This window comes from Polaromonas sp. P4_F4, from assembly GCF_056401355.1.
The window spans coordinates 1-13,336 of sequence record NZ_JBFUJO010000026.1 but is presented as its reverse complement, the minus strand read 5'-3'; the positions used below and the strand labels follow the sequence as shown (position 1 = coordinate 13,336).

The 13,336-nt window shown below is 61.2% G+C and carries 17 protein-coding genes; 13 read left to right on the top strand and 4 right to left on the bottom strand.

Features of this window, described 5'->3' with window-relative positions; genetic code table 11:
- Nucleotides 1-40: 40 nt before the first annotated feature.
- The 5 genes from AC1DUR_RS21515 (at nucleotide 41) to AC1DUR_RS21495 (ending at nucleotide 5,341) form a co-directional block, all read left to right on the top strand.
- Nucleotides 41-901: an ABC transporter permease gene (locus tag AC1DUR_RS21515; protein WP_477718277.1), complete on the top strand. Its 861-nt coding sequence runs from the start codon at nucleotides 41-43 to the stop codon at nucleotides 899-901.
- 205 nt (nucleotides 902-1,106) lie between these two features.
- Nucleotides 1,107-2,114 (top strand): S1C family serine protease, encoded by a 1,008-nt coding sequence (locus AC1DUR_RS21510; RefSeq protein ID WP_477722142.1) that lies wholly within the window; start codon nucleotides 1,107-1,109, stop codon nucleotides 2,112-2,114.
- Nucleotides 2,115-2,123: 9 nt separating this feature from the next.
- Complete coding sequence (locus AC1DUR_RS21505; RefSeq protein WP_477718279.1) at nucleotides 2,124-3,158, top strand: AAA family ATPase; 1,035 nt, start codon at nucleotides 2,124-2,126, stop codon at nucleotides 3,156-3,158.
- Between the two features lie 138 nt (nucleotides 3,159-3,296).
- Complete coding sequence (locus tag AC1DUR_RS21500) at nucleotides 3,297-4,262, top strand: DUF58 domain-containing protein (RefSeq protein WP_477722141.1); 966 nt, start codon at nucleotides 3,297-3,299, stop codon at nucleotides 4,260-4,262.
- Nucleotides 4,263-4,300: 38 nt separating this feature from the next.
- Nucleotides 4,301-5,341 (top strand): VWA domain-containing protein, encoded by a 1,041-nt coding sequence (locus AC1DUR_RS21495; protein WP_477718281.1) that lies wholly within the window; start codon nucleotides 4,301-4,303, stop codon nucleotides 5,339-5,341.
- Between the two features lie 59 nt (nucleotides 5,342-5,400).
- Here AC1DUR_RS21495 and AC1DUR_RS21490 read toward each other — a convergent pair whose 3' ends face one another.
- The 4 genes from AC1DUR_RS21490 to AC1DUR_RS21475 are packed head-to-tail and all read right to left on the bottom strand — an operon-like array spanning nucleotide 5,401 to nucleotide 8,437.
- Nucleotides 5,401-6,753: a hypothetical protein gene (locus AC1DUR_RS21490; protein WP_477718282.1), complete on the bottom strand. Its 1,353-nt coding sequence runs from the start codon at nucleotides 6,751-6,753 to the stop codon at nucleotides 5,401-5,403.
- A gap of 22 nt (nucleotides 6,754-6,775) precedes the next feature.
- Nucleotides 6,776-7,519: a hypothetical protein gene (locus AC1DUR_RS21485; RefSeq protein WP_477718283.1), complete on the bottom strand. Its 744-nt coding sequence runs from the start codon at nucleotides 7,517-7,519 to the stop codon at nucleotides 6,776-6,778.
- A 37-nt stretch (nucleotides 7,520-7,556) separates the two neighbouring features.
- Nucleotides 7,557-8,132, bottom strand: coding sequence for a hypothetical protein (locus tag AC1DUR_RS21480; protein ID WP_477718284.1), 576 nt, complete (start codon nucleotides 8,130-8,132; stop codon nucleotides 7,557-7,559).
- Between the two features lie 29 nt (nucleotides 8,133-8,161).
- On the bottom strand, nucleotides 8,162-8,437 hold the full coding sequence (locus tag AC1DUR_RS21475; RefSeq protein ID WP_477718285.1) for a DnaJ domain-containing protein: 276 nt from the start codon (nucleotides 8,435-8,437) through the stop codon (nucleotides 8,162-8,164).
- Nucleotides 8,438-8,953: 516 nt separating this feature from the next.
- Between AC1DUR_RS21475 and AC1DUR_RS21470 the strand changes: the two genes are divergently transcribed.
- From AC1DUR_RS21470 to AC1DUR_RS21435, 8 genes are all read left to right on the top strand, one after another.
- Nucleotides 8,954-9,676, top strand: coding sequence for an SDR family NAD(P)-dependent oxidoreductase (locus tag AC1DUR_RS21470; RefSeq protein ID WP_477718286.1), 723 nt, complete (start codon nucleotides 8,954-8,956; stop codon nucleotides 9,674-9,676).
- A gap of 125 nt (nucleotides 9,677-9,801) precedes the next feature.
- A complete protein-coding gene (locus tag AC1DUR_RS21465; RefSeq protein WP_477718287.1) occupies nucleotides 9,802-10,125 on the top strand; it encodes a hypothetical protein in 324 nt (107 codons plus the stop codon).
- 170 nt (nucleotides 10,126-10,295) lie between these two features.
- Entirely contained in the window at nucleotides 10,296-10,673 is a 378-nt protein-coding gene (locus AC1DUR_RS21460) for a putative quinol monooxygenase (RefSeq protein WP_477722140.1), read from the top strand.
- A gap of 91 nt (nucleotides 10,674-10,764) precedes the next feature.
- The gene (locus AC1DUR_RS21455; RefSeq protein ID WP_477718289.1) at nucleotides 10,765-11,088 is read left to right on the top strand and encodes a hypothetical protein; all 324 of its coding nucleotides are present in this window, start codon (nucleotides 10,765-10,767) and stop codon (nucleotides 11,086-11,088) included.
- A gap of 179 nt (nucleotides 11,089-11,267) precedes the next feature.
- A complete protein-coding gene (locus AC1DUR_RS21450) occupies nucleotides 11,268-11,726 on the top strand; it encodes a hypothetical protein (protein WP_477718290.1) in 459 nt (152 codons plus the stop codon).
- 163 nt (nucleotides 11,727-11,889) lie between these two features.
- Nucleotides 11,890-12,264: a DUF1330 domain-containing protein gene (locus tag AC1DUR_RS21445; protein WP_477718291.1), complete on the top strand. Its 375-nt coding sequence runs from the start codon at nucleotides 11,890-11,892 to the stop codon at nucleotides 12,262-12,264.
- Nucleotides 12,265-12,354: 90 nt separating this feature from the next.
- Nucleotides 12,355-12,759 (top strand): nuclear transport factor 2 family protein, encoded by a 405-nt coding sequence (locus tag AC1DUR_RS21440; protein ID WP_477718292.1) that lies wholly within the window; start codon nucleotides 12,355-12,357, stop codon nucleotides 12,757-12,759.
- A 383-nt stretch (nucleotides 12,760-13,142) separates the two neighbouring features.
- Nucleotides 13,143-13,334 (top strand): helix-turn-helix domain-containing protein, encoded by a 192-nt coding sequence (locus AC1DUR_RS21435; RefSeq protein WP_477722139.1) that lies wholly within the window; start codon nucleotides 13,143-13,145, stop codon nucleotides 13,332-13,334.
- Nucleotides 13,335-13,336: the final 2 nt, after the last annotated feature.

The following is a 13,336-nucleotide window of genomic DNA, read 5'->3' as shown; positions in this document are numbered from 1 at the left end:
GCCTGCATGGCGGGTCCGCGTCGCGAAGGAGGACCATCGAATGATCGCCTCCCTGCCCCGCCCAGCCTGGCTGCGCGCCGGCACGGTGGTGTATGCCCTGGCCTTTTTCGCCTTCCTGTTCCTGCCGCTGGCGGTGGTGGCGGTTTTCGCCTTCAACGACGCGCCCTATCCCGCCCCACCCTGGCGCAGCTTCACGCTGGACTGGTTTTTTGGCAGCAAGGCCGGCCGCACCGGGCTGTTTTCGGACGGGCCGCTGCTGGCCAGCCTCTGGACCAGCGTGGTGGTGGCGAGCTGGGTCACGCTGCTGGCGGTTCTGGTGGGTACCACCAACGCCTTTTTGATTGAGCGCAGCCGGTTTCCGGGCAAGCAGGCCCTGTCTTTGCTGATGCTGGCCCCGCTGGTGATTCCGGGCGTGATTCTGGGCATCTCGATACTGGCCTTTGCCAGCCGGATGGCGCAATTTGCAGACGACATGTGGGGCCTTGAGCTTGATTTTCTGCGCCCCGGCCTGCCGCTGGTGGTGCTCGGCCAGTTTTCGTACATCGTGTCCATTGCCACCCTCATCATCACGGCGCGCCTCAAACGCTTCGACATCACCCTGGAAGAAGCTGCCTACAACCTCGGCGCCTCGCGCGCAGCGGTTTTTGCCACCATCACGCTGCCGGCGCTCAAACCGGCCCTGGTGGGCGCCGCGGCCATTTCGTTTTTGATGTCTTTTGAGAACTTCAACACCACGCTGATGCTGGTGGGTTCGGACGCGCCGCTCACCGTCATGATGTATGGGCGCATGCGCGAAGGCGCTACCCCGGTCCTGAACGCCGTCAGCCTGTTTCTGATGCTCGCCTCTGCCGCGCTGGCACTCACGTTGCTGCGCAAGCCTGCCATCGGCGGGCCAGCCTGAAACACCTGGCGGCCGGCTGCGCCAATCCTGCCCAATCCTGCCTGATGGGGCGGGAGTCAACAAGCCCGTAAAACCGCCTGTTACAGCGGCCCCGTGCGAATACCCAAATACGTGCATGAACGCAAAAATCGTGATACGGTGCAGTTCTTGAACCCGCAGTTTTGAACGCATTAATCGTTTAAACATTTACCCCACAGGTGAACGGATGCGAAGGCCTGCCCTCTACAGTAGCTCCAGCCACGACCGCCGCGGCAACGACACGCCGGAGGCACCCGAGGCCGACCCGCCTGCGCAAACGCAAACGCAGCTGCAACCAAAAGTACAAGCACAACCACAATCAGCGGCAGTTCACCCTTCACTTTTTGCACGGCTGGCCGCGCGCTTTCCGGCCTACCACCTCTACCTGCTCTGGGCTGTCATTGCCTTGCTGGCCCTGTTGCTGGCTGTCAGTCTTTCCCTGTCACTGCAGCCGGCGGGCCGAAAGCTGACCCAGCACGACATCAATGCCGCCGTCCTCAAGACACTGGAGACGACTACCCTGCCCTCGGCCGCCGCCCGGGCCTATCAGATCATCAGCCCGTCAGTGGTGCGCGTCGTGGGCCTGGGCGTGGGCAAGGAAAAAGATGCCAAGGACGCCAAAAATGCCAAGGATGGCAAGGAAGGCAAGGACGACGGTGAGCGCAGCGTGGGCACCGGCGTGGTCATCGTGGACAAGGGCATCATTCTGACCAACCTGCACGTGGTGCAGGGGGCAGAGAGCATCAAGGTCACGTTCGCCGACGGCCTGGAGTCCAACGCCTCGATTGTCGGCATACAGCTGGAAAACGATCTGGCGGTATTGCAGGCAGACAAAATTCCCGACGACATGATTGCCGCCACCATGCGCTCCACGGCCGACCTCGCCCCGGGCGATGAGGTGCTGGCGGTGGGCTATCCGTTTGGCATCGGCCCTTCCGCTTCGGCCGGTGTCATTTCGGGGCTCAAGCGCACATTCCGCTCGCCCGAGGGCAAGCAGCAAATGACCAACCTCATCCAGTTCGACGCGGCCGCCAACCCCGGCAATTCGGGCGGGCCGCTGGTCACCATGGACGGCGAGGTCATTGGCATCGTGACCGCCATCTACAACCCCAACCAGCAACGGACGTTTGTCGGCATCGGTTTTGCCGTGCCGATTGAAAACGCCGCCTCGGCTGCCGGCATGCCCCCATTTTGAAAGACCCGCATGGAATCGCACACCCCTGATCATTTGCCCGTGAGTCACCTGCCTGTGAGCCATGAGACCGCGCAGCTGATGGAGAAAATCCTCTACGAAGTCAAGCGCGTGGTGGTCGGGCAGGACCGTTTTCTCGAACGCGTGATGGTCGCCATCCTGGCACAGGGCCATCTGCTGGTGGAGGGGGTTCCCGGCCTGGCCAAGACCCTCACCGTGAAAACGCTGGCCAGCACCGTGCGCGGCAACTTCAAGCGCATCCAGTTCACGCCCGACCTGGTGCCGGCCGACCTGGTAGGCACGCGCATCTACAACCAGAAAACCGGCGAATTCAGCACTTCGCTCGGCCCGGTCTTCACCAACCTGCTGCTCGCCGACGAGATCAACCGGGCGCCGGCCAAGGTACAAAGCGCGCTGCTCGAGGTCATGCAGGAGCGGCAAGTCACGATTGCAGGCATCACGCACAAGGTGCCCGAGCCCTTCCTGGTGATGGCGACGCAAAACCCGATTGAAACCGAAGGCACCTACCCGCTGCCCGAAGCGCAGGTAGACCGCTTCATGATGAAGGTGCTGGTCGACTACCCCAGCGACGAGGAAGAATTTGTCATTGTCCAGCGCGTCACCGGCCCTGCGGTTGCCGTCTCGGCCGTGGCCACTACCGAGCAGCTGGCGGCCCTGCAGAACGAATGCCGGCACGTGTATGTCGACCCCTCCCTGGTGCAGTATGCGGTGCGGCTGGTTTCGGCCACGCGCAACCCGACCCGGCACGGGCTCAAGGACCTGGCACGCTTCATCACCTTTGGCGCCAGCCCGCGCGCCACCATCAACCTGACCGAGGGCGCCCGGGCGCTGGCCATGCTGCGTGGCCGCAGCTACGCCTTGCCGGAAGACATGACCGACCTGGTTCCGGATGTGCTGCGCCATCGCCTGGTGCTGTCTTACGAAGCCCTGTCTGAAGGACTTTCGGCCGACACGGTGGTCAGCAAGATCATGCTCAAAATCCCGGCTCCCGCCAGGCCGCTTGCACATGAACAACTCGCCGCTTAGAGTGAGCCCCCACGCTCCGCCGCTACGCGGGTCGCTGCCCCCCGGGGGGGCCGCTGCGCCTGCGGCCCGGCAAAGCCGGTTCCGCGGCCCCACCTTGGATGAAGCGCCCTCGGCGTCGCGGCCGTCAGGAGCATGCCCATGAGCAGCCCTTCATCCAACGCGGAACAACTGCTGCGCAGGCTGGAGTGGACCGTGTTGCGTCGCCTCGACGGGCTGCTGCAGGGCGACTACCGCACCCTGCTGCGCGGCACCGGCATGGACCTGGCGGACCTGCGCGAATACCAGCACCACGACGACGTGCGTCACATTGACTGGAACGTAACGGCACGCCTGCAGCAGCCCCATGTACGCGTCTTCACCGAAGACCGCGAAATGAGCGCCTGGTTTTTGCTCGACCTGAGCCCCTCGATGGACTTTGGCTCCGGCGAGTTGCGCAAGCGCCAGGTGTTGACAGAATTCGTGGCGGTGCTGGCACGCATGCTGACGCGCCATGGCAACCGCGTCGGCGCCATGCTCTACGGCTCCGGCGTCGACGCCGTGATTCCGGCGCGCGGCGGCCGCCACCATGTGCTGCGCATGCTGCACACCCTGCATGCGCGCCCTGAAACGGCCAGCGCCGGCCCCACGCGTCTGAACGAATTACTGGAGTCCGCCGGCAACCTGGTGCGCCGGCGCTCCACCCTGTTCGTGGTGTCCGATTTCATCAGCGAGCCGGGCTGGGAAAAACCCCTGGGCCAACTCGCCCAGCGTCACGAAGTGGTGGCCGTGCGTCTGCTCGATCCGCTGGAGCTGGAATTACCCGATCTCGGGCTGATCCCGATCCGCGATGCGGAGACCGGCGAACAACTGCTGGTCGACACCCACGATCCGGGTTTTCGCAAGCGCTTTGCCCGCATTGCGGCGCAGCGCGAAGCCGAGTTGCGGCAGGCCCTGGCACGCGCCGGTGTCGACACGCTGGAGCTCGCTACCGATGACGACCTGGTGGATGCCATCATGCGTTTTGCCGATTTGCGCAAACGCCGCAGCCGGCTGTCCGGTGGCCATGCCGCCGGCCTGCATCCGGCAGGAAACAAGCTGCCCTCCCACCTGCGGCAAGCCGCCTGACATACCTATCGGCCCAGGATACCGCCCAAGGATTTTTCATGTTTTTTCTCTGGCCCCAATTTCTCTGGCTGCTGCTGGCCGTACCGCTGCTCGTGCTGCTGTACCTCTGGCTGCTGCGCCGCAAGAAAAAACTGGCGGTGCGCTACGCATCGCTGGCCATCATCAAGGAGGCCATGGGACCAGGGCAAAGCATTCGCCGTCATATTCCGCCCATTCTGTTTCTGCTGGCCATGGCGTTGATGCTGCTCGCCACGGCGCGCCCCATGGCCGTGATCACACTGCCATCGAACCAGCAGACCATCATGCTGGCGATGGACGTTTCCGGCAGCATGCGTGCCACCGACGTGCAGCCCAGCCGCCTCGTGGCTGCGCAAACGGCTGCCAAGGCCTTCCTTGCCGACCTGCCGCGCACGGTGAAGGTCGGCATCGTCGCGTTTGCCGGCTCTGCCCAGGTCGCGCAGATTCCAACGGTGAACCGCGAAGATTTGGTTTCCGCGATCGACCGCTTCCAGCTGCAGCGCGGCACCGCCATCGGCAACGGCATCGTCATGTCGCTCGCCACGCTCTTTCCGGATGCCGGCATCGACCTGCAGTCCATGCAAACGGGGCGCGAGCGCCAGCGCGGCTTTGCCATTGACCAGGAGAAAAAGGAAACGAAGGAGTTCACGCCGGTGGCACCGGGCTCCTACAACTCGGCCGCGATCATCCTGCTGACAGACGGCCAGCGCACCACCGGCGTCGATTCGCTCGATGCCGCCAAGCTGGCAGCCGACCGCGGTGTGCGCGTGTACACCGTCGGCATCGGTACGGTGGACGGTGAAACGATAGGTTTTGAAGGTTGGTCCATGCGCGTCAGGCTCGATGAGGAAACCCTCAAGGGCATCGCACGCGCCACGCAGGCCGAGTACTTTTATGCGGGCACGGCGGCTGACCTGAAAAAAGTCTATGAGACCCTGAGCTCCCGCCTGACAGTGGAAAAAAAGGAAACTGAAATCTCCGCGCTGCTGGCACTGGGAGCCGCGGTGCTGGCGCTGCTCTCCGCCGGGTTGTCACTGCTGTGGTTTAACCGGATTCTCTAAGGCGGCCTCTTCGCGGATTCGCGGGTGCGCTCACGCCGCGAGGGTCAATCCAAGACCCCTTACCGTTTCACATTGCACTCGCGCCGCAGCAAGGCCAGGGCATCTTCCAGCGCAAACACCGAGTCGCTTTGCAGCAGGTGCTGTGCTTCGTCCACAAAGTCCGCCCACAGCCGGCCATAGTCGTCCTGGTATTGCACGGGCGCGTTATCCAGAATGTATTGATGAGCCAGGTCCGGGTTAAAACCCAGGCCGGGCCCTGCTTTTTGAATCTTGCGAACCAGGGCCGCAGCGGCTTTTTCGGTCAGAAGCGTTTTGGGAGTAGCACCGGCCGCCACGCACAAAAACAGCGTGAGCAGCGAGCCGTCATCGCTGTTCCCCGCAGTGGCCTTGTCCCAGGCTTTGGAGACGGAGCGGTCATGGTGGTCGATTTCGCTCGCCAGGTCTTCCACCCAGAAATACCGTCCAAACAGCGGTGGCGTCTGGTGATCGCTGTCCTTGGCAAACAGCGCCCTGGGCGGCTGGGAGCTATCCAGTATCCGGGGTAAATCAGCCACGACGGATTGCCGCACGGCCTCCACCACCGCCCTGAATTCCTCGGGCAAGTCCCTGGGAAGGGTGACAGACAAGGCTGAAGGCCCGGCGCCGGCCTTCTTCGCGGGTGCTGCAGCGGCGGTTTTGGCAGATCCGTATTTCTTGCGCAGCGCCGCCACCATTTTTTCAAACGCCACCCAATCGCGCAACTCGGCACGCCCGGTGGACAGCACCAGGAGTGCCGTGCGAATCACCGCTTCCGCATGGGTATGTGCCTCTTCCAGCTCGGTGACATCCAGGCCCAGCTGGTCGGCCAGCCAGATGGCAGCGTCTTTCTGCAGCTTGATGGGGCCGCGCATGGCGAGTTCGGCCTGGTAGTCGTCCAGGCTTTTGAGCGTCCACGCCGCAAACACAGGGGACGGCACCTGGCTGTCAGCGCCGTCGCTGCCCGGATCCGTGTCAAAGCTGCTGCTCTCGGGCAGGGCCAGCATGGCCTTCAGCATGTCCGAGCCGCCCTTGGAGCGGGACAGGAACGAATGATCACGCAGCGACTCGGCGGCTTGCCGCAGGTCGCCGCCACTGGTGCTTTCAAGGTAGAGGCTCACCAGATTGACGATGCGGTCCCTGGCTTTTTCAAGCTCCGGGCGCAAAAACTCGCTGCCAAAGTGACGCGCAATCTGCACCATGCCTTTGGGAGCATCCTCGCAGATGGCGTCGAGTTTTTGCTGGTTGATGATGCCGTGCTGCACGCCAAACTGCAGTGCTTTTTCGAAAAACGGGCGCGCATCGTGGAGCGCGACCGACGAGCCGGACAAGGGTGAAGATGATGGTGAGGCTGAGGGCTGCACTGGCGTCGTGGAAAGAGGGGCTTTCAGGCTCATATCTCGTTAAATCGCCGATTCGTTAAATCGCCGATTCCTCATCAGAATCGCGCGCAGCCGGCGTGGCCTTGCCCCGATCGGTATCACCCGTCTCGACTTTGCCATCGTCCTCTTCGGCGTCTTCTTCCTCAGCGCTCAGGTCATGGGCCCGCGCCTTGGCGCGCAGCACAGTCAGCATCTCGATGAAAAGGTCCGGGCACTCATGGCGCAAAAGCCAGGCGAGTTCCATCCAGTCGTGGTCTGAAATTTCGTCCTTTTCAACGCGTGGCTTCGCATAGGCCGAGGCCTGCAAGGCGGCCTTGGACAACAGCTCGCCCGTGTCATCCACGGCATCAAAGGTGCCGGTGCGGGCAAAGGCCTCGACGCGGCTCCACTTTTCAGTGAAATAGTCGGCCAGCGCTTCGCTACCGCCTTCCAGGTCGCCGATCGCGTTCAAAAATTCCAGCGGGTCCGCGTCTTCCCTGAAAAGCACCGAGTTGACCATGCCGCGCAGGTGGGTGCGGGTCAGGTCTTTATATTGCTTTTCAATCACCACCGCGCGCGCGAACTGCTCGGGCGTGACCAGCAGGTTGATCACCGACTCCTTCGAGTTGTCGTATTCGCGGATGACCGCCAGGATGTCTTTGGGCGGCAGCAAATCCAGCACCACCATCAGCGCGGCATCGCCTTCGGTGTCGGCCAGTTCGACCAGTGCGGACTCGGCGCCCACGATGTCGCCGGCGGCAATCAGGGTCTGTGTCTTGGCAATCAGGGCAAGGTGGTTCATAAAGGCTTCACTTCCAATCTCATCTATCGGTCGTCCATCAATCTTTGCGGTCAAAGCCCTGCTCGACCAGCCAGTCGGCGCCGGCTTCCTGCCGGGTTTTCTCGTCGTCTGCTCCATCGCCGTATTCATCCGCATCAAAGCCTTCGCGATTGTCGCCATCCTCGTCGGCGTCTGCATCATCGTCTTCGGATTCGTCACCCTCGCCTTGCGCGGCAGACGCAGCAGTGGGCTGGCCCGCCATGAATTCCAGCCCGGCAGCCACCGCCAAAAACCACTCGCCGCCGGGGTGTTTCAACACCACCTCGGCCAGGTCCTGGGCCCACGGGGTCAACTCCACAGCGTCAGCCAGGCCGCTCCACTCCGGGAAATCCTCCGCCTCAAGGCCGAGCAGGTGATCCATCGCCCCCGGCAGCTTGAAGTGAAAACCGCGATGGAATATCACCGCCACCATCTCGGGGCTCAACTCCATCATGTGGACCAGAAAATCGATCTCCTTGCGTTTATCGGCCAGGCGCTGGCCCAGCACATCGCGCCCTTCGGAGTCAAAGGTCAGGTCATCGATTTCGGACTGGTAGGCCGAGCGCAACTCAAGAAAAAACGGGGTGATCGTCATGTCACGGGGTCCTTCGTGTCATGCACGTATCAAAGCAAAGGGTTGAAATAATTTTTCCATATCTCGCGCGCCGTCTCGACCGGGCTGTCGAGCAGGTTGCGACGCCGATTGTCGTCATAGGCTTGCCGTTTGTCCGCATCGGACAGCACCTCGTAAGCCTCCTGCACCGCCCGAAAGCGCGCCCCCGCATCAGCGGCGGCGTTTTTGTCCGGATGCAGGAAAGACGCTTTCTGGCGAAAGGCTTTCTTGACATCGGCCAGCGTCGCAGCGCTGTTGAGTCCAAGGGTGGTGTAGTGATCGGTCATATGAGCGCAAGCGTTTCGGTGGAACCAAAAGCTGTTGGCTCATACGAAATGCGGAGGATTTTGGTGTACCCGGGATATCGCCAGCAAACGCGCGGCCCCTAGATTATGCCCGGCCAGCTTATTCCCGGCTTGGCAGCTAGTACTCACATCCACGCCGGCAGTTGCCCCTCCACCAGCCGGAGAGGTCGCCCGCAGCGCGCCGCCAGGGTCTCATCATGCGCCACCATCGCAAACGCCGTGCCGATGGGGTAAAACGGAATAAGCCTGTTACTTTTCCAGAACTAGTCTATTTAGAGGAGGCGCCTTCACGGCTTGCTCCCTAGAATTCAGCTGCGGGCTTAGTGCTTTTTATTTAACTGGCGTGAGGTTGCAATGTGCGGAAAATCTTTTCCTGACAAAGACTTAACCCATTTCGAGACCGCCACGTTATACGGCAACGGCTGTTTTATATCGCAGACCCTGCGGTATACATTACGTTAGGCGTCACGACAGCCACCCCTACCCTTCGGAGGAAACATGCCAAACACCTACGACCTTGCCGGCAAGTACGCGATCGTCACCGGAGCAGCAAAGGGAATCGGACGTGCGATTGCCGATCTCCTCTTGGTCAATGGCTGCGATGTCATGATCTGGGACGCCAGTCCTTCAAACGTGGCGGGTACAGATTCGGTTCAGGTCGACATCACGCAGCCCGCTCAGATCGCAGCTGCGGTCGACCAACTCCCCGCCGATCGGCGCGTCGACATCTTTGTGAACGCTGCGGGCTACCTCGGCAGAACGACCACCTTCGTCGAACACGCCCCGATGGACTGGCGACGAATACTGGATGTGAACCTCCTGGGAACGATGCAGGTTACCCAAGCGGTCCTGCCGATCATGATCCGCCAGGGTGGTGGAAGGATCATCAACCTTGGATCGCTCGCCGGGAAGGAGGGCTTGGCGGGCATCACGGCCTACTCTGCCGCCAGTGCCGGAGTCATCTCCTTCACCAAGGCTCTGAGCCGGGAAGTCGCCCAATACAATGTCTTCGTGAACTGCGTGGCGCCCGGGCCAATCGACACGGACATGATCCAAGACCTCGGATCGGAGGTCGTCAATCGCTGGATCCGCGACAGCCCGCTTGGCCGCCTGGGAGAAGCCGGTGAGGTCGCGCACCTGGTCGCCTGGCTGTGCACGGAGGCCAGCAGATTCAATACCGGCGCCATCTTCGACATGTCGGGTGGCCGTGCGCGGTACTGAACCGCGGTGACGCCTAACCCCTCAGTCAACCGGACACTCCACGGCATGCCAGCGCTGGGCCTCATTTCATTCTGGCCCAGCGCTGTCATTCCGTTCCGTGCCGGTTACCTCGAACGTTGGATATCATGAAGAAGGCGGAGTTTCAGCTCGTGCTCCAATTTCCGTGCAACTCGATGGAGGAGTTTGATGCGGTGGTTGGGCTAGAAGAAACGTTGATGGCAGAATTGTCGGGCGGAATTGCAGACCTCGATGGTCATGATTCGGGGTCGGGGGAAGCCAATATCTTCATCCTCACTTCCGAGCCGCACGAGACGTTCGAGCGTGCTCATGCTGTCGTTAGCAGGGTTTCGCATCTCGCGTCGGTATTGCGAGCTGCGTACCGGAGACTGGACGCCGAGGAGTACTCGGTCCTGTGGCCGCCGGGTGAAACGAGATTTGTGGGCGCATGAGAGCATGCCATCCAACAATGCGCCGCAGCCGACGTGCGAAGACGCTCGCGGCTGAGCGCGGACGTTAGGCGTCACAAGCATGATCCTCAACCCGCGCTCCTCTGCGAAGTCCAATGGCGATCCCAGTCATTTCGAACCGAAACTCGCCGTTCACCCTGAAAGGAAGAAAGATGATCTCTATCCATTCGTTCGTCAGCGCTGTTGTGTTTGCCGCCGCGATTTCAAGTTTTCCTGCTCAGGCCACTGAGCAAGTGACCGTCCTTGTGAAGGTCTTTCCGAGCGCGGGCCGAGAGGATGAGCTACAGGCACGGTACTTGAAGCAAGTTGAGTACCTTCGCAAGGCCGAACCAACCTCCGTATTCCGGCTGCATCGCAGCGGTAAGACTCCGACAACCTTCCTCTGGTACGAAGTCTATGACTCGCCAGCCGCATACGACAATCATCTCAAGGTTGTCATGCCGAGCTTTCGAAAGGAGTTTGGCCCAACGCCGGAAGGCCTCATCGCCAAACCATCCGAATCGGAAGCCTACGTTGAACTTGCGAAGTGACGCCTAACCCCTCCTATATGGACTCCCCCTCAACAGCAAGAAGCGGGCTTCGCCCACCTGCGTCTGCCGCTCATGTCGAACGTTGGATCTCATGAAGAAGGCGGAATTTCAGCTCGTGCTCCAATTTCCGTGCAACTCGATGGAGGAGTTTGATGCGGTGGTTGGGCTGGAAGAGACGTTGATGGCAGAATTGTCGGGCGGAATTACAGACGTCGATGGTCATGATTCGGGGTCGGGGGAAGCCAATATCTTCATCCTCACTTCCCAGCCGCACGAGACGTTCGAGCGTGCTCATGCTGTCGTTGGCAGGGTTTCGCGTCTCGCGTCAGTATTGCGAGCTGCGTACCGGAGACTGGACGCCGAGGAGTACTCGGTCCTGTGGCCACCGGGTGACACGAGATTTGTGGCCACATGAGAGCATGCCATCCAACAATGCGCCGCAGCCGACGTGCGAAGACGCACGCGGCTGAGCGCGGACGTTAGGCCTCACAACATACGCCTCGGCGCGATTCACGGAACTGAATCACTTCTCATACGCAGATTGGCGAGGTACGCTTCCAGTCGGGACCTCGCCGGACAACCAGGAGAAATTCAATGTCAACTCGCATCGCATTGCTTCCGTCCATTGTCTTCGCGCTGCTGCTGGCCGGCTGCGCAGCCCCAGGAGTGTCACGAGACCAAGGAAGTGAACTCATCGGCGCCTGGATCGTCACGTCCAGCAGAACATCAGGCGTGGGAAAGAATCTACTGACCTTCTCTTCGGACGGCACGTTCTTCAGAAGTGGCGATACCCACCCAAACCTGAGTGGAGGGCATGGAGCATGGAGGCGTACGTCGGACGGCGAGTTTGAAGCAACGTACATCGCATTCCGCTTTGACGAGAGTCGAAAATGGGTTGGCAGTACGAAGACGCGTCTGCGCATTAGGCCGGGCCCTGGACCGAATGAGTTCAGCGGTACAGCTCGCGCGGTGAATCGTGATCTCGGTGACAACGAACTTGGCGGCGGTGAGTCTCGCTTGCAGGGGAAGCGCATCGAAGTCGAGCCCATGTAAACCGCTGTCTTAGTGCGGTCTACCCCTTCCTTCAAGCGGACCCGCCTACGGCGGTCCGCTTAAGTCAAACGTTGGATGTCATGAAGAAGGCGGAGTTTCAGCTCGTGCTCCAGTTTCCGGCAGTCCGCTCTATTTTCCCGTCCACCAATCGAAAGGAATACACGTGAACTCAAACCTCAAACTCCTAGGAGCAGCGCTCGCAGCCGTTGCCATCTGTGCTGTTGGCGTCGAGAGTGTTCAAGCCCAAAGTAAACCCCCTGGCTACTTGGTCATTGAGTTCCAGGTCACCGATCCGGTTGGATGGAAGAGCTATGTCGATGCCGCTCGCGCCCTACCAACCACTGGCACCTTCGTCGTACGGGCCACCAAAGGCGTTCCCCTCGCCGGGGAACCCCCGAAGACCATCACGCTCATCAAGTTCCCAAGCGTCGATGAAGCGTTGGCATTCGACGCATCCCCGGCCTACGTGGCGCTCAAAGTAGGTCGCGACAAGTCGTCGAACTGGCGTTCCTACGTGGTTGAAGGCCTTCCAAACTAACGACAACTGACGCCCAACTCTTCCATCGAGCGTCGAACGTTGGGCGTCAGGAGCATCATTGACGGTGTGCACGCCGAAAGGGGTCAGGTCATGTCGAACGCGATTGCAGAGGTCACCACCGAGGTCTTGAAAGCCTTTGCCGATGCGTGGAACCGTCACGATGTCGATGCCCTCATGTCGTTCATGAGCGATGACTGTGTCTTTGAATCCTCAGCAGGCCCGGATATCTGCGGCACCCGGTACGCGGGCCATGAGGCAGTGCGGGCCGCCTTCGCTGAAGTCTGGACGACCTTCCCCGATGCCCACTGGAGCAACGCGCGCCATTTTGTCTATGGCGACAGGGGAGTCTCCGAGTGGACGTTCACGGGGGCGCGGGCGGACGGCACTCGCGTTGAAGTCCATGGTTGTGATCTGTTCACCTTTCGAGACGGCAAGATCGCGCTGAAGAACTCCTACCGCAAGAACCGTCCGCCTCCCGGTAGCCCGAAGCGCTGAGTCCACTCGTGCGCCTGAGCCCATGACGCCCAACCCCTCCACCGAGCGGACGTCCTCCGGCAAGCTTCGTTTGCCCCCCCGCCGCTGGAGTTCATCGTCCGACGCGCCTATGAAGATGAGGTCGAACAGGTCACTCAACACGGACGCCCAAGGGTACCCCTCGGGTTGGCGAGTGGGTGCGGCGGGGCTCTTCAACCCCACTCCGACAACCGTCCCGACACCAGCCCAAAGCGCCGCCCGCACCGCGCCGCCAGGGTCTCATCACGCGTAACCAGCACGACACCGTGCCGACGGGATAAAACGGAATAAGCCTGTTGCTTTTCCAGCAACTAGTGGACTGTAACGTTTAAAACGGAAGTATCATTGTGGCCATGGAGGTTGCGATGAAACTGACCAAAAGCGAACGCATGGAACTTCAACAGCAAGCTGCAGCGAGGAACGCCCGAGCCGATTCGGCGCGCCACGCCCGATTGATCCTGCTGCTGGCCGATGGGCTCACTTGGGCGGAGATTCGCACCAAGCTGGATTGCAGCGACAGCTACATCGATCGCTGGAGCAAGCGCTTTGAAAGGTGATC